This window comes from Corynebacterium nasicanis (assembly GCF_042658165.1).
GTDB lineage: Bacteria > Actinomycetota > Actinomycetes > Mycobacteriales > Mycobacteriaceae > Corynebacterium > Corynebacterium nasicanis.
On sequence record NZ_JBHSQE010000008.1, the window covers coordinates 874 to 22,121 of the forward strand.

The 21,248-nt window shown below is 68.4% G+C and carries 19 protein-coding genes; 9 read left to right on the forward strand and 10 right to left on the reverse strand.

The window, feature by feature from the left end:
- Positions 1-1,077: YPDG domain-containing protein (locus ACFPUZ_RS08425; protein WP_377001480.1), on the forward strand; the 1,077-nt coding region annotated here is incomplete at its 5' end.
- Between the two features lie 87 nt (positions 1,078-1,164).
- Positions 1,165-2,211, forward strand: coding sequence for an ATP-grasp domain-containing protein (locus tag ACFPUZ_RS08430; RefSeq protein WP_377001481.1), 1,047 nt, complete (start codon positions 1,165-1,167; stop codon positions 2,209-2,211).
- Here the strand turns inward: ACFPUZ_RS08430 and ACFPUZ_RS08435 are convergent.
- The 3 genes from ACFPUZ_RS08435 to ACFPUZ_RS08445 are packed head-to-tail and all read right to left on the reverse strand — an operon-like array spanning position 2,184 to position 4,448.
- On the reverse strand, positions 2,184-2,645 hold the full coding sequence (locus ACFPUZ_RS08435) for a GNAT family N-acetyltransferase (protein WP_377001482.1): 462 nt from the start codon (positions 2,643-2,645) through the stop codon (positions 2,184-2,186). The genes ACFPUZ_RS08430 and ACFPUZ_RS08435 overlap by 28 nt on opposite strands.
- Entirely contained in the window at positions 2,642-3,079 is a 438-nt protein-coding gene (locus ACFPUZ_RS08440; protein WP_377001483.1) for a GNAT family N-acetyltransferase, read from the reverse strand. Before ACFPUZ_RS08440 ends, ACFPUZ_RS08435 begins: the two co-directional genes overlap by 4 nt.
- 1 nt (position 3,080) lies before the next feature.
- Positions 3,081-4,448: an FAD-dependent oxidoreductase gene (locus ACFPUZ_RS08445; RefSeq protein ID WP_377001484.1), complete on the reverse strand. Its 1,368-nt coding sequence runs from the start codon at positions 4,446-4,448 to the stop codon at positions 3,081-3,083.
- Positions 4,449-4,919: 471 nt separating this feature from the next.
- Here ACFPUZ_RS08445 and pta point away from each other — a divergent pair, with 471 nt between their 5' ends.
- From pta to ACFPUZ_RS08460, 3 genes are all read left to right on the forward strand, one after another.
- Complete coding sequence (gene pta, locus ACFPUZ_RS08450) at positions 4,920-6,293, forward strand: phosphate acetyltransferase (protein WP_377001485.1); 1,374 nt, start codon at positions 4,920-4,922, stop codon at positions 6,291-6,293.
- Positions 6,293-7,492, forward strand: coding sequence for an acetate kinase (locus ACFPUZ_RS08455; protein WP_377001486.1), 1,200 nt, complete (start codon positions 6,293-6,295; stop codon positions 7,490-7,492). The genes pta and ACFPUZ_RS08455 overlap by 1 nt, the downstream gene beginning before the upstream one ends.
- A 136-nt stretch (positions 7,493-7,628) precedes the next feature.
- A complete protein-coding gene (locus ACFPUZ_RS08460; RefSeq protein WP_377001487.1) occupies positions 7,629-8,597 on the forward strand; it encodes a hypothetical protein in 969 nt (322 codons plus the stop codon).
- A gap of 101 nt (positions 8,598-8,698) precedes the next feature.
- Here the strand turns inward: ACFPUZ_RS08460 and ACFPUZ_RS08465 are convergent, their stop codons facing one another.
- Genes ACFPUZ_RS08465 through ACFPUZ_RS08475 form a run of 3 tightly spaced genes read right to left on the reverse strand, consistent with a single transcriptional unit; the run spans position 8,699 to position 13,661 of the window.
- Positions 8,699-11,059 carry a serine/threonine protein kinase gene (locus ACFPUZ_RS08465; RefSeq protein ID WP_377001488.1) on the reverse strand — a complete coding sequence of 787 codons (2,361 nt, stop codon included), beginning with the start codon at positions 11,057-11,059 and terminating at the stop codon, positions 8,699-8,701.
- Complete coding sequence (locus tag ACFPUZ_RS08470) at positions 11,056-12,093, reverse strand: glutamate ABC transporter substrate-binding protein (protein ID WP_377001489.1); 1,038 nt, start codon at positions 12,091-12,093, stop codon at positions 11,056-11,058. The genes ACFPUZ_RS08465 and ACFPUZ_RS08470 overlap by 4 nt, the downstream gene beginning before the upstream one ends.
- The gene (locus ACFPUZ_RS08475) at positions 12,093-13,661 is read right to left on the reverse strand and encodes a hypothetical protein (protein ID WP_377001490.1); all 1,569 of its coding nucleotides are present in this window, start codon (positions 13,659-13,661) and stop codon (positions 12,093-12,095) included. Before ACFPUZ_RS08475 ends, ACFPUZ_RS08470 begins: the two co-directional genes overlap by 1 nt.
- Positions 13,662-13,726: 65 nt before the next feature.
- On the opposite strand from ACFPUZ_RS08475, the gene ACFPUZ_RS08480 reads away from it, so the two are divergent.
- From ACFPUZ_RS08480 to ACFPUZ_RS08490, 3 genes are read left to right on the forward strand one after another with little or no spacing between them, the layout of a single operon-like run.
- Positions 13,727-14,230, forward strand: a complete 504-nt coding sequence (locus tag ACFPUZ_RS08480) for an NUDIX domain-containing protein (RefSeq protein ID WP_377001491.1) — start codon at positions 13,727-13,729, stop codon at positions 14,228-14,230.
- Between the two features lie 22 nt (positions 14,231-14,252).
- Positions 14,253-15,158 (forward strand): ABC transporter ATP-binding protein, encoded by a 906-nt coding sequence (locus ACFPUZ_RS08485; protein ID WP_377001492.1) that lies wholly within the window; start codon positions 14,253-14,255, stop codon positions 15,156-15,158.
- Between the two features lie 7 nt (positions 15,159-15,165).
- The gene (locus ACFPUZ_RS08490) at positions 15,166-15,927 is read left to right on the forward strand and encodes a multidrug ABC transporter permease (RefSeq protein WP_377001493.1); all 762 of its coding nucleotides are present in this window, start codon (positions 15,166-15,168) and stop codon (positions 15,925-15,927) included.
- 1 nt (position 15,928) lies between these two features.
- On the opposite strand, the gene ACFPUZ_RS08495 is transcribed toward ACFPUZ_RS08490, so the two are convergent.
- Entirely contained in the window at positions 15,929-17,140 is a 1,212-nt protein-coding gene (locus ACFPUZ_RS08495; RefSeq protein ID WP_377001494.1) for a Na/Pi symporter, read from the reverse strand.
- Between the two features lie 108 nt (positions 17,141-17,248).
- On the opposite strand from ACFPUZ_RS08495, the gene ACFPUZ_RS08500 reads away from it, so the two are divergent.
- A complete protein-coding gene (locus tag ACFPUZ_RS08500; RefSeq protein WP_377001495.1) occupies positions 17,249-18,451 on the forward strand; it encodes a multidrug effflux MFS transporter in 1,203 nt (400 codons plus the stop codon).
- Here ACFPUZ_RS08500 and cls read toward each other — a convergent pair.
- Genes cls through ACFPUZ_RS08515 form a run of 3 tightly spaced genes read right to left on the reverse strand, consistent with a single transcriptional unit; the run spans position 18,423 to position 21,172 of the window.
- Positions 18,423-19,919: a cardiolipin synthase gene (cls, locus tag ACFPUZ_RS08505; RefSeq protein WP_377001496.1), complete on the reverse strand. Its 1,497-nt coding sequence runs from the start codon at positions 19,917-19,919 to the stop codon at positions 18,423-18,425. The two genes, ACFPUZ_RS08500 and cls, sit on opposite strands and share 29 nt — an antisense overlap.
- A 5-nt stretch (positions 19,920-19,924) precedes the next feature.
- Positions 19,925-20,734 (reverse strand): exodeoxyribonuclease III, encoded by an 810-nt coding sequence (locus tag ACFPUZ_RS08510; RefSeq protein WP_377001497.1) that lies wholly within the window; start codon positions 20,732-20,734, stop codon positions 19,925-19,927.
- Between the two features lie 21 nt (positions 20,735-20,755).
- On the reverse strand, positions 20,756-21,172 hold the full coding sequence (locus ACFPUZ_RS08515; protein WP_377001498.1) for a VOC family protein: 417 nt from the start codon (positions 21,170-21,172) through the stop codon (positions 20,756-20,758).
- Positions 21,173-21,248: the final 76 nt, after the last annotated feature.

The window sequence follows — 21,248 nt, forward strand, 5'->3', positions numbered from 1 at the left end:
GCGGTGGTGGTGATTACTGATGGTGGTGTCACTGTTGGTGAGATCCCGGTGGAGATTGTGGATACGACTCCGGCGCCGGATGCTCCGAGCATCAACCCGGGCACAGTGGTCGATGAGATCCCGGCGGGTACCCCGACCGATCTCGATGACAAGGTTGAGAACCCGACCGACAACATGGGTGGCACGATCACCGACCAGAACGGCACGCCGATCCCGGGGACCGTCACGGTCGATCCGGTCACGGGTGCCATCACGGTGACGGTCCCGGCCGACACCCCGGCTGGCCCGGTCACCATCCAGATCACGGATGCTGAGGGCAACCCGGTCGGTGCTCCGATCGACGCGAATGTCACCAACGACACCCCGACGGGCACCACCGCCGACAACACCACCCCGGTGTACATCGGTGGCGATGCGAAGCCGGGCACCACGGTGGTCATCCCGAACATCGGTGATGCCCTGCCGGCCGGCACCACGGTCACGGTTGACGAGTCCGCCCTTCCTGCGGGCTGGTCGGTGACTGTCTCGCCTGACGGCACCCTCACGGTGACCGTTCCGGGCAATGCGCTCCCGGGCGAGTCGGTGACCCTGCCGCTCACCATCACCTACCCCGACGGCTCGATCGACACCGCTAACCCGGTGGTCACGGTGTCCGACGAGGACGGTGTGGTGCCCGGTGGTTCCAGCAGCGACCGCTGCATCATGACCGGCATGGCGGTGGGTGTTCCGCTGCTGTTCCTCATCCCCATGGGGCTGGCGGATCAGCTGAACATCCCGGGCATGAACCCGATGCTCGCTGAGATCCAGCGTTCCCTGCAGGCGACGAACAGCCAGCTGCAGCAGAACATCGGTATCTACAACGGTCCGCAGGCTCAGCTGGTCAACCAGATCAACAACGAGCTGGGCGCCCTCGGTCGCAACGAGTTCGTCCGCGGCGCGGGCCTGGTCCTCCTCGGCCTCCTGGCCAGCAAGCTTCTCATCGATGCGTGTGCCCCGGGTGCCGGTGGCTCCAGCGCGCTGAGCTCGCTGAGCTCGCTGAGCAGCACGGATGACGGTTCGGCAGTGACGGACGAGTAGTCCTCACGCGCACAGGACGCCCGGTTCCCCCAGCAGGGAACCGGGCGTCCTGCTGTGTGCGGAAGGATGGCGGGCTAAAATCATCCCATGCCGAATTCCGCACGTCCCGCCGTCCTCCTCATCGGGGAGTCGGAGGAGCTCACCGCCGCTTTTCGACGTCTCGGGGTCACCGTCCACACCGCCCCCGCCGGGGTGGCGCCGGTGGGCGCGGAACTCCGCGCGCTGGTCGAGCGTCACGGCGTCGATCATGTGGTGCCGCTCGTGGAGGACGTGGACATCGCCGGGTTGGAGTCCCTGGAGGCGTCCGGGGTGGACATTGTGCCCTCCGCGAAGGGCTGCCGCCTCACCGTTGAGCGCGACACCCTGCGCACCGTCGCCCACGATGAGCTCGGCCTGCCCACCACTGCGTACCGCTTCGCGGACACCCGGGAGGAGTTCCGCGCGGCGGTGGAGGAGCTGGGGTTGCCGTGCATCGTCAAGCCGGCGCGCTTCTCCGCGGAGAAGGGCCACCGGGTCCTGCGGGCGGGCGATGACGTGGAGTTGGCCTGGCAGGACCGCCGCGTCATGGTCGAGCGTTTCGTCGACTTCGACCACGAACTCACCATGTTGGCCGTGCGCTCCGTGGACCCGGCCACCGGCCGGCTGGCCACGTGGTTCTGCGAGCCCGTCGGCCACGCCCACCGCGACGGGAAGCTGGCGGAGGCCTGGCAGCCGATGGACGTCAACGTCTCGGCGCTGGAGAACGCCCGCTCCATGACGGCGCGCATCATCAACTCCCTCGGCGGGCGCGGCCTGTTCGCCGTGGAGATGTTCGTCGCCGGGGAGGACGTCTATTTCTCGGCCGTCACCCCGCGCCCGCACGATTCGGGCGCGGTGACCATGTGTTCCCAGCGCTTCTCACAGTGGGACCTGCATGCCCGCGCCATCCTGGGCCTGCCGATCGACACCACACTCATCTCCCCCGGGGCGTGCGCCATCGTCCGCGAGCCGCTGGACCTGGCGCGGGCCCTGGCCGTGCCGGAGTCCGATGTCCGCCACTACGAGAACTTCCCCTCCGTCGCCCTCGTCACCGCGGAGACGGTCGAGCAGGCCCGGGAGAACGCCGCTCAGGTGGCGGCCAGCACCATCGGCTGACGCTCGATCCCGCCCTGCTCGAAGGGATCCCCGTAAGGCTCGAAACCGTGCCGGGAGTAGAAGTCGATGAGCGGGACCTGCGCGTCGAGGACGATGTCGCGGTCCGGGAAGGTCTCGCGGGCCATGGCGATCGCGGCGTCGATAAGCTCGGTGGACACGCCGGTGCCGCGACCGGCGGGGGAGAGGCAGATGCGGCCCAGCTTGGCCTTCCCGTCCTCGTCGATCACCCGCGCCGCGCCCAGGAAGGGCATGGGGCGCTCGGAGAGGTCGTAGGCGAGGAGGTGGCGGGAGGAGCCGTCGATATCGATGTCCTCGATGTCGGTGTGGGCCCAGCCCTGCTCGGTGACGAAGACGTCGGAGCGGAGTTTGAGCAGGGCGTGTATCTCGGCGGCGGAGAGGTCGAAGAAGCGGGACGTGATGAAAAGTGTGGTCACGCCCTCACCGTAGCGCGTCGCATCGGCTGATGCGGGACTCCGGCGTCGTCGAAAAGCTCCCCGGAGGGGGAGAAACCGTAGGCCTCGTAGTAGGGGACGAGGGGGGCCTGGGCGTCGAGAAGCATGTCCCGCCCGGCGCCGAACTCGAGAGCCTGGCTCATGATCTGCCGCGCGAGGCCCGTGCCGCGGGCCTGCGGAGCGAGGCAGAAACGGCCGAACTGCAGGCCCTCCGCCACGGGGAAGAGGCGGGCGGTGCCGAGGAGTTCGTCGCCGGACCAGGCGCAGATGTGCACCGTGGTGTCGAGCGCGTCGGTGTCATCGATCTCCGCGTAGGTGCACTGCTGCTCGTGGACGAAGACGTCGACGCGCAGCTTGTACAGCTGGTGCACCTGCAACGGGCTGAGCTCGGCGAGCGGCCCGGCGGTGAGCCGCATGTCAGATCTCGTACTCGGGGTGCGAGGAGGTGAGCATCTGATCCCACTCGACGATCTTCTTGCGCTCGCGGCCCTCGGCCTCGCCCAGGGCGCGCTCGGCGGCGTCGAGGTTGTGCCAGCCGTCCCAGGTGGTGACGGGAATGTCGCGCTCCCGGAGCAGCTCGAGGATCGCCTCGGGCGCGGGGTGCGCGGGGGCGTCGAGCAGGCCGGCGGCGAAATCCTCGAGCAGCATGCCGGTGGTGTCCTTGGCATCCGACTTGGTGTTGCCGATGAGCCCGACGGGCCCGCGCTTGATCCACCCCGTGGCGTAGAGGCCCTTGACCGGGGCCTCCGTGGCGGGGTCGAGGACACGGCCGCCGTCGTTGGGGATGACGGCGGACTCGACGTCGAAGGGCACGCCCTCGACGGCCTCGGAACGGTAGCCGACAGCCCGGTAGACCGACTGCAGATCCCACGTGGTGAAACGCCCGGTGCCGCGGACGTTGCCGGTGCCGTCGAGCTCGGTGCGCTCGGTCTTCAGGCCGACGACGCGCCCGTCCTCCCCGAGGATCTCCACCGGGGACTCGAAGAAGTGCAGGTAGAGCTTGTTCTTCGCGCCCTTCGGCTCGCGGATGGCGTAGCCCTCGAGCGTCTGGCACACGAGGTCTACGGACTTGGATTCGCGGCGGGCGGCCTCCGAGGCGGCGTCGTAGTCGATGTCCTCCGGGTCGACGATGACCTCGACGTTCTCCGAATGGTCGAGCTCCTTGAGCTCCAGCGGGGTGAACTTGGCCTGCGCCGGGCCGCGGCGCCCGAACACGTGGACCTCCTTGACGGCCGAGCGCGCCAGGTTCTCGTAGACGTTGTCCGGGATCTCGGTGACCTTGAGCTCATCGGCCGTCTTGGCCAGGATGCGCGCGACGTCGAGCGCCACGTTGCCCACGCCGATGACGCCGACCTGCTCGGCGGAGAGATCCCAGTCGCGGGCGAAGTCCGGGTTGCCGTCGTAGAACCCGACGAACTCGCCGGCGCCGAAGGAGCCGTCGAGATCGGAACCCGGGATGCGCAGCTCGCGGTCGCCGGTGGCGCCGGTGGAGAACACGATGGCGTCGTAGTAGTCACGCATCTCGTCGACGGTGATGTCCCGGCCGATCTCGATGTTGCCCAACAGGCGGATCTCCGGCTTGTCCAGCACCGCGTGCAGCGACTTGATGATGCCCTTGATCCGCGGGTGATCCGGCGCCACCCCGTAGCGGATGAGGCCGAAGGGGGCGGGCATGCGCTCGAAGAGGTCGACGCTCACGTTCTCCCCCGACTTCACGAGCAGATCCGAGGCGTAGATACCGGCGGGACCGGCACCGACAACGGCGACACGCAGGGGACGGGACATGGTGGATGGACATCCTTCGAGCCGGGGACAGTTTCGTTCCATAGTACTGACCTCTCCCGCGCGCGAACTATTCCGGGCGGGGGTGCCGATGGGGTGTGGCCTTCCCGGCCTCCGGCGGGGTGGTTCGCGGAAATTCGCAGGTGTGTCACGGGCGTCAACGGGGTGATCTGGGACGCCTTCCCGCAGGATCGGACACGATTCCCACACCTCGTCGCACCGGGCCCGCTCGCCCGTTGATTGCGGCTCTGACCTGGTAGATCTCCCGCTTATCGACGCCCCGCCCCCGCCCCCGTCCCCGTCCTGTGCGGGGTGTCACATTGTGGAATGTCCGGCTATGTCGTGTTAAGTCTGAAAATTCCCGCTGGTACCAGTGTGGCGGAGGCGACATTCGTTATAGAATGGCGACCGATCCCACACGAGCGGCGATCCTGTGTTGCCCGGACGCTCCGCTCTGCGACAGAAAGGTTACGCATGTCTGACCCTCGTTCAGCACTGCTCAGTGTCATCAACCGCAATTTTGCGGGTGTCGACATTGACGGCCTCGCCGCTTCCCTCGGCCTCGGCGTCCGTCGACTCGACGACCACGAGGCCAAGGTCGGCTCCATCGTCACCGCAGGACTTCTCGACGACGGCCCGGCCCTCGTGGTCGGCACCGGCAACCTGCACTTCGACGCGGAGATCGCCGCGGCCCTCGGCCTGCCGATCATCCTGCTGACCGATGCCGCAGGCTCCCACGTCCAGCTCGCCGAGCGCCAGGCGAAGACCCTCGACGCCGTCATCGCCGCCGCCGTCACCGAGGACGGGCTGCGCGACGTCGGGAAGCTGAAGGAGGCCCTCAAGGTCACCGTCTCCCCGGTCATGTCCCCGCCGGTCTTCGAGTCCTGGCTGCTGCAGCGCGCCAAGGACGCCAAGGCCCACATCGTGCTCCCCGAGGGTGAGGACGACCGCATCCTCCTCGCCGCCGGCCAGCTGCTCGACCGCGACATCGTCGAACTCACCATCCTGGGCAAGCCCGCGGAGATCAAGAACCGCGCCGGTGAGCTCGGCGTCGACCTGGGCAAGGCCCACATCGTCGACCACCTCACCTCCCCGCTTCTCGACGAGTTCGCCGCCGAGTTCGCCGAGCTCCGCAAGTCCAAGGGCGTCACCCTCGAGGAAGCCCGCGAGACGATGAAGGACATCTCCTACTTCGGCACCATGATGGTGCACAAGGGCATCGCCGACGGTATGGTCTCCGGCGCCGCGAACACCACCGCCCACACCATCAAGCCCTCCTTCCAGATCATCAAGACCACCCCGGACGCCTCCGTGGTCTCCTCGATCTTCCTCATGGTCATGCGCGGCCGCCTGTGGGCCTTCGGCGACTGTGCCGTCAACCCCAACCCCACCGCCGAGCAGCTCGGTGAGATCGCCGTCGTCTCCGCGAAGACCGCCTCCCAGTTCGGTATCGAGCCCCGCGTGGCCATGCTGTCCTACTCCACCGGCGCCTCCGGTTCCGGCCCCGACGTCGAGCGCGCCATCGAGGCCCTCCACAGCGCGAAGCGCATCAACCCGGAGCTCAAGGTGGACGGACCGCTGCAGTTCGACGCGGCCGTCGACCCGGGCGTCGCGAAGAAGAAGATGCCCGACTCCGACGTCGCCGGCCAGGCCAACGTCTTCGTCTTCCCGGACCTCGAGGCCGGCAACATCGGCTACAAGACCGCACAGCGCACCGGCTCCGCCCTCGCCGTCGGCCCCATCCTGCAGGGCCTGAACAAGCCCGTCAACGACCTCTCCCGGGGCGCCACCGTCCCCGACATCGTCAACACCGTCGCCATCACCGCCATCCAGGCCGGAGGAAACTAATGACCTACGCACTCGTCCTGAACTCCGGTTCTTCGTCCATCAAGTTCCAGGTCCTCGACCCGACCGCCGACGCCAACGACGACCCGTTGGTCTCCGGCCTCGTCGAGCAGATCGGTGAGCCGCAGGGCAGCATCGTCATCAAGATCCGCGGCGAGAAGTTCTCCTTCCAGGAGCCCATCCCGGACCACGCCGTCGGCCTCGAGCGCTCCTTCCAGATCATGACCGAGCACGGCGTCGGCCCCCACGACGTCGACATCTCCGCCGTCGGCCACCGCGTCGTCCACGGCGGCAAGGTGTTCTCCACGCCGGAGGTCATCACCGACGAGGTCGTCGAGATGATCCGCGACATCATCCCGCTGGCCCCCCTGCACAACCCGGCCAACGTCGACGGCATAGTCGTCGCCCGCGAGATTCTTCCCGACGTCCCCCACGTCGCCGTCTTCGACACCGGCTTCTTCGCCGACATGCCGCCCGCCGCCGCCCTCTACGCCGTCAACGCCGAGGTCGCCGGGGAGAACGGTGTCCGCCGCTACGGCTTCCACGGCACCTCCCACGAGTTCATCTCCCAGCAGGTCCCCGCGCTGCTGGGCAAGGACCCGAAGAACGTCAACCAGATTGTCCTGCACCTGGGCAACGGCGCCTCCTGCTCCGCTGTCCAGGGCGGCCACGCCATCGACACCTCCATGGGCATGACCCCGCTGGCCGGCCTCGTCATGGGCACCCGCTGCGGCGACATCGACCCGGGCATCATCTTCCACCTCTACCGCACCGCCGGCCTGAGCATCGACGAGATCGACACCCTGCTCAACCGCAAGTCCGGCATCAAGGGCATGTCCGGCGTCAACGACTTCCGCGAGCTGCGCCAGATGATCGAGGACGGCGACACTGACGCCTGGTCCGCCTACAACATCTACATCCACCAGCTGCGTCGCTACATCGGCTCCTACATGATCGCCCTGGGCCGCGTCGACGCCATCACCTTCACCGCCGGTGTCGGTGAGAACGCCAAGTTCGTCCGCGAGGACGCCATGGCGAACCTGGAGATGTACGGCATCAAGATCGACCCGGAGCGCAACGACCTCCCCAACGACGGTCCCCGCGAGATCTCCACCGACGACTCCGCCGTGAAGGTCTTCGTCGTGCCGACCAACGAGGAGCTGGCCATCGCCCAGAAGGCCACCGCTTTGGCAAGTAAGTAGTTCCCCCCTCGCGTTGGCACGTGAACTAGCGCCCCACTTTCCCTCAGCCCAGCTCAGGGGGTGGGGTGCTTGTGGTTCACGTGCCAACGCAAGGTGATACCAAGCGTGAAGGGGTGCGCACGGTTAGTCTGACGCCATGACACGGGTCGGGGGGCCTCTCATCGACGTCGCCACACTGACGTCCTGGGAGCAGAACAAGGTATTCAGGGATCCGGCGTGGCGGAAGCTCGCGAAGGGGATCTACATCAGGGTGGCGGACTGGAACGGTCTCACGTCACGGGAGCGGGCGACCGCAAAAATTGTGGCGGAGGGGGCGGTTGCGGAGGCCTCGCTGGCCGCGGGGAAATCGGCGGCGGTCATCCATGGGATGCCTCTCAAGGGGTGGGAGTCCGAGCATCCGCTGGAGTTCGCCATCTACGGCGCGACGAAGCCGAAACGCGCGGGCATCACGTTCCGCCACATCTCCCTTCGGCAGACGGTGGCCTGGCAGGAGGTGGAGACGCGCTTCGGAAAGGTGCAGGTCACCCCACCCGCGGCCACCGGGCTGGACCTGGCGCGGTGGCATGATCTCAGCACCGGCGTGCGGGGCCTGGACCACGCCTTGGCGGCGGAAGATTGCACCCAGGAAGACATCGCGGCGGCACTGACAAGGGCGAGAGGCCAGCACGGGGTGTCTACGATGCGTGATGCCGCGGCCCTGGCGACGCCCTGGTCGGAGAGCCCCCGGGAATCCGACATGAAGGTCGCGCTCTGGAAGGCGGGGGTGCCTGCTCCCCATCAGCAGGTGGCACTCTACGACCGGAAGGGCAACTTCGTTGCGCGGCTGGACTTCTTCTGGCCGGAGATCGGCTTCGGCGCCGAGTATGACGGGGGCGGGAAGTTCGCGGGAGAGTTCGGAGTCCCGGTGGAGGTGGCCTGCCGGGAGGACGTGACCCGGCAGCACCGGATCTCTCACCTGGGGGTGATCAATTTCCGGGTGAGCAACGCTACCGCGAAGGACGGGTCGGCGGTCGCGGGGATCGTGGAGGTGTACCACCTGGTGGCGGAGCGGGGCGTGCCGCTCGACCCGGCGCTGTGGCGCTGCGAGGGAGGGAAGGCTTGGTAATACCTTGGGTTGGCACGTCAACCCCAACCGTCACACAACGCGACCTGGGGTTATGCCGAAATGGGCGCAGGTTCACGTGCCAACGCAAGGGGGAGAGGCCATCAAAACCACGTCATTGGCCGCACCTGATTCGCCAAATCCACCAGCGCGTACCGGTGCCGGGCGAAGGGCGCCTGCCGGGCCTGTTGCCGCAGGGTGTACGCCAGGCCATAGCGCAGACCCCGCTGGGTGAAGGCGTAGTCGAAGAGGTCGTTGGGGGAGGCGGCGGATTCCACGGAGGCGTCGCGCAGGAAGTTCAGCCCGGCGGACATGACGGCGATCTTGATCTGCAGGAAGCGGGGCTCATTGGTGGGGATCTCCTCCAGGCGGCGGGCGGCTCTTCTGATGCGGGATTCAGTGAGCGTGCCGGAGATGAGCTGGAGGATCGTGGTGAGCTGGGCCATGCGGTGGTGGCGGGAGGCCTGGGGGACGCGGTCGAGGGCGGCGACGGCCATCTCGATCTGTCCCTCGGCCATGAGTTGGCGCGCCAACCCGAAAGCGGAGGACACGGTGGTGGGGTTGGTGGCCCACACCAGCCCGTAGAGGCCCATGGCGTTGAAGCGCAGGAGGGCGGGGTCCTGGGTGACGTGTTGCCAGGTGGGGTGGATCTGGCCGAAGGTCTCGGGGTCGACGGCGTCGAGGCTGGTGCTCAGGAGGGAGGCGGCGCGGGCGACCTTCTCGGGGAGGAGGGCGGCGTGGTGGTGACCCAGCTGCTGCAGGATGAGCTCATCGACGGCGGCCAGGGCCAGTTTCGGGGCGGATTCGCCGGGGAGAATGTTGAGGACTTCGGCGAAGTGTTTCTGGGCGGCGACGTAGTCGTCGAGAAGCAGGGCGGTGACGCCGGAGTACCACTGGAAACGCCAGTCGCGGCCGAGGCGGCTCTCGAGGGAGGAGAGCCAGGTGCGGGCCTGGCCGGTGAAGCCGAGGTCGAGCATGGCGCGAACGACGCCCAGGGGGATTTCGGCGGACTGCTCGTATTCGGGGGTCTTCATCGCCTGGCGGAGGGTCTCCAGGGCCTCCTGCGGCTCAGTGTAGGAGGAGCCGGAGAGCATGCCGGCGCCGACGTCGCTGCGGTCGATGAGCGGGGCCGGCAGGGCGGAGACGACTTCGGGGGAGGTGATGCGGACGGTGCGGTCGATGCCGTCGATGAGTTGGTCGGTGCGGAAGACGAGGTGTTTGGTGCCGAAGGTGGTTCGCTGCGGGGAGAAGAGGGAGTGCTGGGCGGGGAACTGCTCGCCGGTGCGGATGGCGATGACCTCGCGGAGCACGCCGTAGAGCTGCGTGGACATCTCGGCGATGTCGCGGAAGCGCTGGGTGGGGTCCTCGTTGGTGGCGCGGCGCAGCAGGCGGTAGAAGCTGAGGTGCTTGCGGAAGAGCGGCTCCGTGGAGGGGGAGGGGATGCCGGGGAGGTAGGCGCCGGTGTCGTCCTTGGGCAGGGGGACGGTGAGGGCGACGAGCGTGCGGCCGATGGTGTAGATGTCGCTGGCGACACTCGGCCCCTGGCTCGCCACCTCCGGCGCCTGGAAGCCCTTGGTGCCGTAGATGAAGCCGTAGGCGCCGATGCCGGAGACGGCGCCGAGGTCGATGAGTTTGACCTGGTCCTCGGTGACGATGATGTTGTCGGGTTTGAGGTCGTTGTAGACGACACCGCGCGAGTGCAGGTAGTCGAGGGCGGGCAGCACCTCGATGATGTAGGCGATGGCGAGGTCGACGGGGAGGACGTGGTTCTCGTGGGTGTTGCGGCGGGTGCGCAGCGAGGGGCCGCCGACGTACTCCATGACGATGAAGCCGCCGGGGACGCGGGGGTCGTCGATGAAGTTGTAGATCTTGACGATTCCCGGGTGCGTGATGTCCGCCAGGAACTCCCGTTCCGCGACGGCGGCGCCCATCTCGTCGGCGGATTTCTCCGACTGCATGCCCTTGAGCACCACGAGGCGCCCCGACACGAAATGGTCGTTGGCCAGGTAGATCCACCCCATGCCGCCGTGGGCGATGACGCCGAGGATCTCGTACTGCCCGGCGACCATGTCCCCCGGCTGCAGGTGCGGGGCGGGGATGCCCTTCGCCTCGGCCTCGGCCGGGTCCTGCAGGGCGTCCTCGGGGTTGGCGGGGAGGATGAAGGGGAGGTTGACCATGCCGTCGGCGACGGAACGCCCGCCGCGTTCGGCGCCGCGCCTCTCGCGGAAGGTCGACAGGGCGAGTTCGCGGGCGCGGGCGGAGGTGTCATCTCTTAACGACGCCGCCGTCGGCGCCGTATCCGGCCCCGTCACCGCCGCGGTGCCGACGGTGAGGATCTCCTCGTGCTGGTCGCGCATGTTGCCGAGGTCGGTGATGAGGGCGTCGAGGCCGTCGTCCTCATCGGCGAAGGGGTCGAAGTGGACGGCCTGGGTGCCGGGGTCGTCCTCGTGGTCGGGGTGGGTCACGGCTGTTCCTCCTCCGGGGGCAGGGGCGGGTCCTCGGGGCGGTAGACCAGCTGGGGTGGTCCGGAGGTGGCCAGGTAGATGGCGAACCAGCGGTCGTAGAGGCGCCACCAGGTGCCGTCGGCACGCACCCTTTCGATGGTGGCGTTGACCTGGCGGACGAGGCCGTCGGTGTTGAGGTAGTCGTCGGAACGCGCGACGGCGACGGCGTAGGACTCGGAGGCGAGGGATTCGCCGACGATCTCCGTGTAGGGGTCCTGGGCGGCGATGCCGGAGAGGATGGTGTCGTCGGAGAGGATCGCGTCGGCCTGGTTCTGCTGCAGCGCCACGAGGCAGTCCGCCCAGCTGCGGGTCTTGAGGATCCGGGACTGCGGAGCGTTGATGCGGGCCTTCTCCAGGGCGGTGGATCCGTCGGTGACGCACACCGTGCGGCCGGGCAGCTGGGAGACACCGGTGATGGCGGAGTTGCCCATGACCAGCAGGCGGGAGTCGGTGGTGAGGTAGGGGGTGGAGAAGGAGACCTCCTGCTGGCGGGTGCGGGTGATCGTCATCGTGCGGATGATGAGGTCCACCTCGTGGTTGTCCAGCGCGGAGGCCCGGTTGGCCGATTCGACGAAGCGGAAGTCGACGCGCTCCGGGTCGTCGAAAATGTCGCGGGCGATCTCCCGGGCGAGGTCGACCTCGAAGCCCTCGAGCTCGCCGGTGACGGAATCCCGGAAGGAGAGGAGGTTCTGCGACTGGTCGACGCCGACGATGAGGCGGCCGCGTTCCATGATGTGCGGGATCGTCAGCTGCAGGTCGGGGGGAGAGGCGTAGGGGCGCAGCGAGCCCTCGACGTCCCAGGTGTTGATCTCGCGGGGTTCCTCCGCGCCGGGTTCCTCGACGGAGGAGCCGGCCGGCAGCGGCGGGCCGTAGGCGTGGGCGACGGGCCGGGTGGGGGTCGGGCGTTCGTGCTCGGGTGTGCGCTGGAACTCGATGGTGGGCAGGGAGCAGCCGACCAGGGAGAAGGCGAGCAGGAGGGGGAGCAGGCGGCGCATCACAGGTACTCCTGCAGGCGGGGGCGCACGCCGATCCACACGGCGAGGACGGCGAGGATGCTCAGGAGCAGCACCGCGGTGGAGACGAGCTGGGTGGCGGCGAGTCCGTCGTTGATGAAGGCGCGCATGGAGGAGCGGGCGTCGGCGATGAGGCGGGAGAGGGCGCCGTCGAGACGGTCGTAGGCGGCGGCCGCGGTCGGCGGGGAGCCGGGGACGAGCGTGGTGGTGGTGGCCAGGCGCACGGCCTCGGCGTAGTTGCCGGTGTTCATGGCGACGACGAAGCGGGCGTGCGCGCCCTCCCAGTCGGCCAGGGCGGTGCGGGCCTCGATGATCTGGGCCCGGTTGGCGCCGGAGGCCAGCGGCGTGTGCCCCTCGGCCTGCTCGAAGTCGTCGAGGGCGAGGTTGATGGCGTCGGTGGTGGTGCCGAAGGATTCGGAGGTGTCCGCGACGGACTGGCGGCGGACGAGCGCCAGGGTCTCGGAGGTGCGGGCCTGCTGCGCCTGGATACGGGAGGCGGTGAGCGAATCCCAGGGCATGGAGGCCTCGGCGAAGCCGCGGGTGCCGGCCTGCCAGGTGCTGAAGTTGGAGGCCGAGACCCACACGATGGCCAGGGTCATCAGCGCCGTCGCGGCAAGGAATCCGCGGTTGAGGCGGCGGCGGGTCATACGGAACAGCAGCCACTGGGCGCCGACTAGGAAGAGCACCGCCGCGAAGAGCCCGGAAAGGGGCACCCACTGGGGGCGGGTGAGCTGGTTCTGTTGTTCGCGGACGGCGGAGGAGGTGGTGGAGAAGAGGGTGGCGGCGTCGGGAAGAATCTGTTCGCGCATGAGCGAGGACGCCTCCGCCATGTAGGCGACGCCGACGGGGTTGCCGAGGCGGTTGTTCGTGCGGGCCGTCTCGACGAGGCCGGTGTAGATGGGGATCTGGCGTTCGATGTCGGCGATGAGCTGCAGCGTCTCACGGTCGGTGAAGGCGATGCCCGCGGCGGATTCGGTGGCGGACATCATGGCCCGGTCGATGGCCGCGTTGTAGCGGGCGCGCGTGCCGGCGGATTCGACGCCGGCCTGCACGAATCCGGTGGTGGCGATCGTGTCGGCCAGCGACAGGGAGGTGTAGAGGTTGTGCGCGGCGTAGCTCATCGGTTCGGTGGTGGTGAGCAGGACGTCGAGCTCCTGCTGCCGGTCCGAGGAGGACTGTGACATCGACCAGCCGGCCGCGAGGATGGCGGTGGAGAGGATGACGGAGATGGCGACGAGCTTGCCGGGGGTCGTCGCCAGGAAGGAGAAGATGCGCCGGAACCACAGGTAGGGCACCGCGAAGGTGTCCATGATGCGCGCCATCGCGCCGCGGCGCCGGTGCTCCTCGTCGGAGGTGACGTCGTCCAGCCAGTGGTCGCGCGTGTCCTCGGGGACGTCGGCGCCGTCATCGTCGACGGTGCCTGCCGACGCCCGCGTCGAGCCGTTCCCGGGTGTGCGCAGGCGGGTGCGACGGTAGTGCAGGAGCGTGCCCGTGGGGCCGGGGGTAGTACCCCCCGGGGCACGCTCGGGTGGATCCGTCGCGCCAGTCATTGCCACATGATAACCCGCTGAGTGTGTCCTGCGCCATGCCCCGCGCCGCGGCTACGCTCGAGCATATGGACGGTGACGGAAACGGTTGGGCCGCCGGCCCCGGCACGAAGGTGTGGGGCCGTTTCGGGGCGGCGGGGCTCATGCTCCTGGCGGGTGGGGAGGACCCGCAGGTGCTCATGCAGCACCGCGCGCTGTGGACCAATAACGGCGGGACGTGGGCGCTGCCCGGCGGGGCGCGTGACTCGCATGAATCGACAGCGGAGGCGGCCCTGCGGGAGGCCGTCGAGGAGTGCTCGGTGGAGCCCTCCCTCATCGAGGTGCTGGGGGAGGTGGTGACTGCGGGCCCCTATCCGGCGGACCCGGAGCAGCCCGAGCTGGCGGGCGGGTGGACGTACACGACGGTGCTCGCGCGGACCACCACGGGCGAGGTGCTGGGGACCTTCCCCAACGAGGAGTCGGTGGAGCTGAGGTGGGTCGCTCTCTCAGAATTGACTCAGCTCCCACTCATGCCTGCGTTCGCGGAGGCGCTCCCGGGACTTGTTCAGGAGATTGACAGCTTGTCGCTCTGAGTCGTGTGGCAATGTGGAGGCCATGATCGAAGTTGAAGGCCTGAGCAAGGACTATGGGGATGTCCGGGCGGTGGATGACCTGACCTTCGTGGTCCAGCCGGGGATCGTCACCGGGTTCCTCGGGCCCAACGGGGCGGGCAAATCGACGACGATGCGCATGATCGTCGGCCTCGACACCCCGACCGCCGGCACCGCCCTCATCGCGGGCCGCCACTACCGGGAGTTCACCCGCCCGCTCACGCAGGTGGGGGCGCTTCTCGACGCCAAAGCAGTCCACCCCAACCGCTCCGCGGCGAATCACCTCCGCTGGCTGGCACAGTCCAACGGACTGCCGCCCCAGCGTGTCGACGAGGTCCTCGACCTCGTCGGACTCAGCGGCGTGGCGCGGAAGAAGGCCGGGGGATTCTCACTCGGCATGGGCCAGCGGCTGGGCCTGGCGGGGGCGCTGTTGGGTGACCCGCGCATCCTCGTCCTCGACGAGCCCGTCAACGGACTCGACCCGGAGGGCATCCGGTGGGTCCGCGGGCTGCTCAAGACGCTCGCCTCCGAGGGGCGCACCGTCCTCATCTCCTCGCACCTGCTCTCCGAGATGGCGCTGACGGCCGACCGGCTCATCGTCATCGGGCGGGGGAAGCTGGTGGCGGACACCACCACCGAGGAGTTCATCCGCCAGCACTCCGCGCAGACGGTCCTCGTCCGCGCGGAGGATCAGGCGGGGCTCGCCGCCCACCTCACCGCGGCCGGGCTGGACGTGAGTGCCAACGGGCAGGGCCTCGACGTGGCGGACAGCAGCACCGAGGAGGTCGGCGCGCTGGCCTTCACCGGTGGTTTCCAGTTGCATGAGCTGTCCATGCGGCAGGCCTCCCTGGAGGACGCCTTCATGGACTCCACCGGGCAGGCCGTGCAGTACCAGGCGCGGAAGGACTAGGAGAAGAATGTTCCTCAACACTCTGGCGGCGGAGTTCACCAAGCTCCGCACGACGGCCTCGTTCTGGTGGACGACGGTGCTCTTCGTGGCCCTCGGCCTCGGCTGGGCGGCCATGACGGGATTGACCACCCTGGAGGCGGACGGCGGCTTCCCCACCCTGTGGGCCGCGACGATCTCCACGACGGTGTTCATCATCGGCTTCCCGGTGCTCATGATCCAGGCGATCATGCTCGTCACCACGGAATACCGCTACCACCTGCAGTCCTCCTCCTACCTGGCCACGCCCCGGCGGTGGACGGTGGCGCTGGCGAAGCTGCTGCTCTACGCGGCCTTCGCGGCGGTGCTCACCTTCCTGGTGGTCATCGCCGGGTTCTACCTGGCGAAGGCCCTGGCCCCCGACTCGGCGGCCGATCTCTTCCACCCGCTCGACGACCCGGGCGCCCACCACATCATGTGGGTGTACCCCGCGGCGGCGGCGATGACGGTGATGATCAGTCAGGGCGTGGCGCTGCTCCTGCGGCAGACGGCCGGCACGGTGGCGCTCATGCTCATCTGGTTCATGGGCCTGGAACAGATCTTCCGCCTGGTGCCCAAGATCGGCGCGGACATCGTCCGCTTCCTGCCCTTCGAGAACCTGGGGGCCTTCGTCAACGAGACGCAGCTCGACGGCGTCGCGTGGAACACCTACGGCTCCGGCGCCTACTTCCTCGTGTGGGCCCTCGTGGCCTGGGTGGCGGGGGTTATCGTCCTCCAGCGTCGCGACGCCTGAGTCAGCTCAGCAGCGCATACAGCAGCGTGATCGAGGCGGGGACCGCGAAGTACCACACCGCCATCATCACCGCGGTCAGCGTGTAGCCGCGCGCGGCGACCCGCCCGGAGAATTCCGCCAGGCGGATGATCCACCTCCGCAGCGGCGGCAGGACGATGACCAGCAGCGTGGACACCACGTTGAAGGACACGTGCACGAGGGCGGCCTGCACCGCCAGGGCGCCCAGGGGGCCCGGCACGGCCAGGGCGGCGAGCAGTGACATGAGCGTGGTGCCCACGTTGGCGCCGAGGGTGACCGCCAGGGCCTCGCGCATCTTCAGCGAGCGGGTCACCGCGAAGGGCAGGAGGGAGGAGATGGTCACCGAGGACGCGTTGACCGCCATGGTCACCATCGCCCCCGAGAGCACCCCGAGGGCGTCCGAGGCGCCGGAGGAACGCTCCAGCAGGGTCCGCGTGGTGGCGGCGGTGAGCACCGAGAGCTGCGAGTTGAGGACCCGGATGGCCCCCAGCACCAGCAGCGTGCCCACGAGGATCGAGGCCACGGCGGCGGCGTGCGGGGAGAGCAGGGAGCCGAGGAGACCCTGGGTCCCGAGGGCGTCGATAAGCGGGGCGAAGATGGAGGCCAGCTCGCGACCCGTGCCGGAGGCGCCCTCGCCGACGACCGAGACGGAGACGAGGTTGGCGAAGCGCGTGAGCGGGTGGAAGAGCATCTCCAGGAGGAACGCGAGGAAGACGAAGATCGCGTTGAACCACGTGTGCAGCGACGCCGACGCGAAGGCGCGGCGGAAGCTGCGGCGGTGCCCGAGATAGCTGAACGAGACGATCATCGGGGTGATCGTCGTGCCGATGTTCGCGCCGAGAATGATGGGCACCGCCACCGCCACGGACACGCCGCCGGTGCCCACGGCCATGACCGTCAGCGCCGTCACCGCCGTCGAGGACTGGATGGCGGCGGTGGCCATGATGCCGATGAGCAGCCCGATCACCGGATTGGTGGCGAAGTCGAAGAGACGGCCGACGGCGGGGGAGCCGAGCGCGTAGGCGCCGTCGAGGAGAAGGTAGACCGCGACGAACATCATGAGGATCGCGCCGACCACCCCCATCCAGCGGACGAAGGCGCCGAGGGTGGACAGGGCGACGAAGTCGCGCTCCGCCGGGATCTGTTTCGGGTTGATGAAGTGATGCGTGCCGGGAAGGGTGCTGTCGAAGGACATGCCTCCCCCTTCGCTGCGCTTCATCTCGTGGCCACGTTTCAGACAACTGATGTCCACCTGAATCTATCACCCCCGGTGGGTGGACACCATTGGGCTAAGGTCTGCTGAATGAACACCCCACGGCAGCTCACCGTCCCGCTGCTCCTGGCGCTGGCCCTGCTCTCCGCCTCCGCCCCCTTCGCCACCGACATGTACCTGCCGGCGCTGCCGGATATCGTCCGTGACCTGGACACCACGCGCGGCATGGTGCAGCTCACCCTCTCGGCCTTCCTCGCCGGACTGGCCATCGGGCAGCTGCTCATCGGGCCGCTGTCCGACGCCATCGGCCGCCGCCGTCTCATGCTCGTCGGCACCGTCGTGGCCCTCGTGGCGGCGGTGGGGGCGGGCCTCGCGCCCGGCATCGAGGGGCTCATTCTCGCCCGCCTCATCCAGGGCCTCGGGGCGGGCGCCGCCATCGTGCTCTCCCGCGCCGTGGTGCCCGACCTGGCGGCCGGCGACGCGGCGGCCCGGGCCTTCGCCCTGCTCATGACCATGCAGGGCGTGGCGCCGGTGCTGGCCCCGGTCATCGGCGGGCTCCTCGCTGAACCGATCGGCTGGCGCGGCCTGTTCTGGGTGCTCGCCGGGCTGGCGGGCCTGCAGGTACTCATGGTGCTCACCGTCATCCCCGAATCCCTCCCCCCGGAGCGGCGCAGTCCCGCCACCCTGCGCGGGGTGCTGGGCAACTATGCCCACGTGCTGGCGAACCCGGGCTACCGCGGTTACCTGCTCACCTTCGCGGCGGCGTTCTCCGCGATGTTCTGCTACATCTCCGCCTCGCCCTTCCTCATGCAGGAGCAGCTGGGGATGTCGGTGCGGGGCTTCGCCGCGATGTTCGCCGTCAACGGTCTGGGCATCATTGGCGGCAGCCTGCTCAACACCCGCCTCATCGGGCGGGTGCCCACCGAAAGGCTCCTGCTCGGGGCGCTGACGGTGCAGCTCAGCGCCTCGCTCCTGCTGCTGGCGGTGACGCGCTTCCACCCGCGCGCGTGGCTCATCATGGTGCTGCTCTTCGTCATCGTCGCGCAGATTTCGATCGTCATGGGCAACTCCACCGCCCTGGGCACCGGCCTGGTGCGGGAGCGGGCGGGCTCGGCCTCCGCGCTCATGGGCTTCGCGCAGTTCGGCATCGCCGGCCTGGTCAGCCCGCTCATGGGGCTGGGTTCCGACGCCGGCGTCACCATGGCCACCGGCATGGTCACCTGCTTCCTCGTGGCGCTCGGCGCGGCGCTCTACGCCACCCGCCTCACTGCAGGGCCGAGGTCAGCTTCATGACGTTGTCCACGTAACGACGGAAGAAACTCCGGTCGTTCCACTCCTCCAACGTGAGGCGGCGGGAGACGGCGAGGTAGGCGTCGGCAAGTTCGTTGAGGTCGGTGAGCAGATCGCCGCGCGCGATCATGAGCGTGGCCTCGTAGTTGAGGCCGAAGCTGCGCATGTCCATGTTCGAGGACCCGACGGTGCCCATGGAGGTTTCCGAACCCGGGTCCGCGATGTTGAACTTCGAGTGCAGGATGTAGGGCGCCGGGAAGAGATGGATGCGCACCCCGGCCTCCAGCAGGACCTGATAATAGGACGACTGCGCGTGGTGCACCATGAACTGGTCGGACTTCTCCGAGACCAGCAGATCCACCTGCACGCCCCGGTAGCAGGCGGAGGTCACGGCCTCCAGCAGGGACTCGTCGGGAATGAAATAGGGCGAACACAGGACCAGCCGGTTCTTCGCGGCGTGGACGATGGAGTTGAACATCCGCAGGTTCGGCTCGGTGGTGTAACCGGGGCCGGAGGGCACGAGCTGGACGATGTTGGAGGTGTTGTCCGGCTCCGGGCACGCGGGATCCTCGACCTCGTGCTCGGGGGGTGGGGCGACATCGAGCAGCTCATTGGTCTCCGCGTACCAGTCGACGGCGAAGAGGAAGGACATGGACGCCACCACGGGGCCCGTCACCTCCACCATCGTGTCCACCCACTTGCGGCCCATACGGACGTTCGCGCTCATCAGGTAGGAACGGTCGATCATGTTGATGGAACCCATGAACCCGACGCGGTCGTCGATGACCAGGAGCTTGCGGTGGTTGCGCAGGTCAGGGCGGCGGAACTTGAAACGCCAGGGTTTGAGCGGGAGCATGAGGTGCCAGTGCACGCCGATCTCCGTCAGCCGCCGACCCAGCCGGAAATAACCCGGGTACTTGAGCGAGCCGATCTGGTCGAAGAGGTAGCGCACCGTCACCCCGCGGTCGACGGCGCGTTCCAGGGCGCGGAAGAAGGGGTCCGTCGTCTCATCCCAGGCGGTGATGTAGATCTCGACGTGGACGTGATCCTCCGCCTCGTCGACAGCCGCGGCCATGCGCCGGATCGTCTCCTCATAATCTCCGTACACGCCCTGGTTGTGGGCGACGACGGCCGGCAGGTTGGTCAGCCGGCGGTTGAGCTTGATGATCGCCTGCGTCTCCGGGCGCAGGTCACACCCCTCCGGCCAGTCGGGGACATGCGACTGCACGTCCTCGATCATCACGTTTGCTTCGCGCTGGATGCGGTGACGACGCCGGTTGATGTACGGCGAACCCATGAGGAGGAAGAGGGGGAGCCCGATGAAGGGCAGCAGCAGAATCGCCAGCAGCCAGGCGGTGGAGGAACTGGGTCGACGACCCTCCGGCACGAGACCGATGGCGATGATCTTGATGGTGTAGTCGACGATGAGGCCGACGAGTTGCCAGGAGTTGAGGTCGAGGGCGAGAGTCACGGCGTTCAGCGGACCTCGTCGAAGGTCGCCTTCTCCACGTAGTCGACCACCACCGGGGCATGGTCGGAGGCGCCCGTGCCGGCCCGCTCCTCCACGTCGACGAACGCGGCGGTGGCGAGCTTCGCCAGGGCCGGGGTGGCCAGCTGGAAGTCGATGCGCATGCCCTCGCCCTTCTGGAAGCGCAGGCCCTTGTAATCCCAGTACGTGAAGCGCTGCTCACTCAAGGGGCGGGTGGTCTCGGTGAGGCCGGCGGCGACGAGCCCGTCGAAGCAGATCCGCTCGGGCTCCGTGACGTGGGTCTTGCCGGCGAAGAAGTCGATGTCCCACACGTCCTCGTCGAGCGGGGCGATGTTGAAGTCGCCCAGGTAGACCGCCTTGTCGGTGGAGTCGGCGCGCACGTGCGCGGCGAGGGCGTAGAGCCAGCGGAGCTTGTAGTCGTAGTGCGGGTCGGCGATCTCGCGCCCGTTGGGCACGTACAGGCTCCACACCCGCACCCCGCCGCACGTGGCTCCGACGGCGCGGGACTCGATGATCTGCTCCGCGCCGGGATCCTTGTCGAAGCCCGGCTGCCCCGGGAAATGATCAGCGACATCCGTCAGCCCCACCCGCGAGGCGATGGCCACCCCGTTCCACTGGCTCGTGCCGACATGCGCCACCTCGTAGCCGGCGGCCTCGAAGACGGCGTAGGGGAACTTGTCGTCGCTGCACTTCGTCTCCTGGATCGCCAGGACGTCCACATCATGGCGTTGGAGGAAGGCGATGACGCGCTCCGCGCGCGTGCGCACGGAATTGACGTTCCAGGTGACGATCCGCATGCCGTACAGACTACAGGCAGGTCAGGCGGAGGCGTTGAACATCCACAGCACCCCGAACTGGTCGCGGACCTGACCGTAGTGGTCGCCCCAGGGGGCCTGCTCGAAAGGCATCTCCACCTCGGCGCCACCCGTGACGAAGGCGTTGATGATGCCCTCCGCCTCCGCGACGGAATCGAACTGCAGAAGGAGGGAGTAGACGTCGCTGCGGAGGCCGGGGGCGTCCTCCTCCATGGCGTCACCGCCGGCGATGCTCACGGGGCCGGAGTTGAGGGTGGCGTGGGCGACGGCGTCCGGGGCGGGCTGGAAGGGCCAGTCCTCGGTGGGCACGTCGCCGTAGGTGAGGAGCTCCAGCTCCCCTCCGAAAATCTGCTGGTAGTGGCGGAAAGCCGCGGCGGCGTTACCGGGGAAGGAGATGTTGGGGCTGAACTGCATGGCCATGGGGGGCTCCTCGGGGGTGAGTGGTGTGCCTCACAGTGTAGACCCGCACGGCCTCTGCCGCGCGGGCTGCCACAGT

Bases quoted from the DNA above. Each gene is read 5' to 3' on its own strand.
- ACFPUZ_RS08430 (WP_377001481.1), top strand. From the start codon at position 1,165: ATGCCGAATTCCGCACGTCCCGCCGTCCTCCTCATCGGGGAGTCGGAG.
- ACFPUZ_RS08440 (WP_377001483.1), bottom strand. From the start codon at position 3,079: ATGCGGCTCACCGCCGGGCCGCTCGCCGAGCTCAGCCCGTTGCAGGTG.
- ACFPUZ_RS08445 (WP_377001484.1), bottom strand. From the start codon at position 4,448: ATGTCCCGTCCCCTGCGTGTCGCCGTTGTCGGTGCCGGTCCCGCCGGT.
- pta (WP_377001485.1), top strand. From the start codon at position 4,920: ATGTCTGACCCTCGTTCAGCACTGCTCAGTGTCATCAACCGCAATTTT.
- ACFPUZ_RS08455 (WP_377001486.1), top strand. From the start codon at position 6,293: ATGACCTACGCACTCGTCCTGAACTCCGGTTCTTCGTCCATCAAGTTC.
- ACFPUZ_RS08460 (WP_377001487.1), top strand. From the start codon at position 7,629: ATGACACGGGTCGGGGGGCCTCTCATCGACGTCGCCACACTGACGTCC.
- ACFPUZ_RS08470 (WP_377001489.1), bottom strand. From the start codon at position 12,093: ATGCGCCGCCTGCTCCCCCTCCTGCTCGCCTTCTCCCTGGTCGGCTGC.
- ACFPUZ_RS08475 (WP_377001490.1), bottom strand. From the start codon at position 13,661: ATGACTGGCGCGACGGATCCACCCGAGCGTGCCCCGGGGGGTACTACC.
- ACFPUZ_RS08480 (WP_377001491.1), top strand. From the start codon at position 13,727: ATGGACGGTGACGGAAACGGTTGGGCCGCCGGCCCCGGCACGAAGGTG.
- ACFPUZ_RS08485 (WP_377001492.1), top strand. From the start codon at position 14,253: ATGATCGAAGTTGAAGGCCTGAGCAAGGACTATGGGGATGTCCGGGCG.
- ACFPUZ_RS08490 (WP_377001493.1), top strand. From the start codon at position 15,166: ATGTTCCTCAACACTCTGGCGGCGGAGTTCACCAAGCTCCGCACGACG.
- ACFPUZ_RS08495 (WP_377001494.1), bottom strand. From the start codon at position 17,140: ATGTCCTTCGACAGCACCCTTCCCGGCACGCATCACTTCATCAACCCG.
- ACFPUZ_RS08500 (WP_377001495.1), top strand. From the start codon at position 17,249: ATGAACACCCCACGGCAGCTCACCGTCCCGCTGCTCCTGGCGCTGGCC.
- ACFPUZ_RS08510 (WP_377001497.1), bottom strand. From the start codon at position 20,734: ATGCGGATCGTCACCTGGAACGTCAATTCCGTGCGCACGCGCGCGGAG.
- ACFPUZ_RS08515 (WP_377001498.1), bottom strand. From the start codon at position 21,172: ATGGCCATGCAGTTCAGCCCCAACATCTCCTTCCCCGGTAACGCCGCC.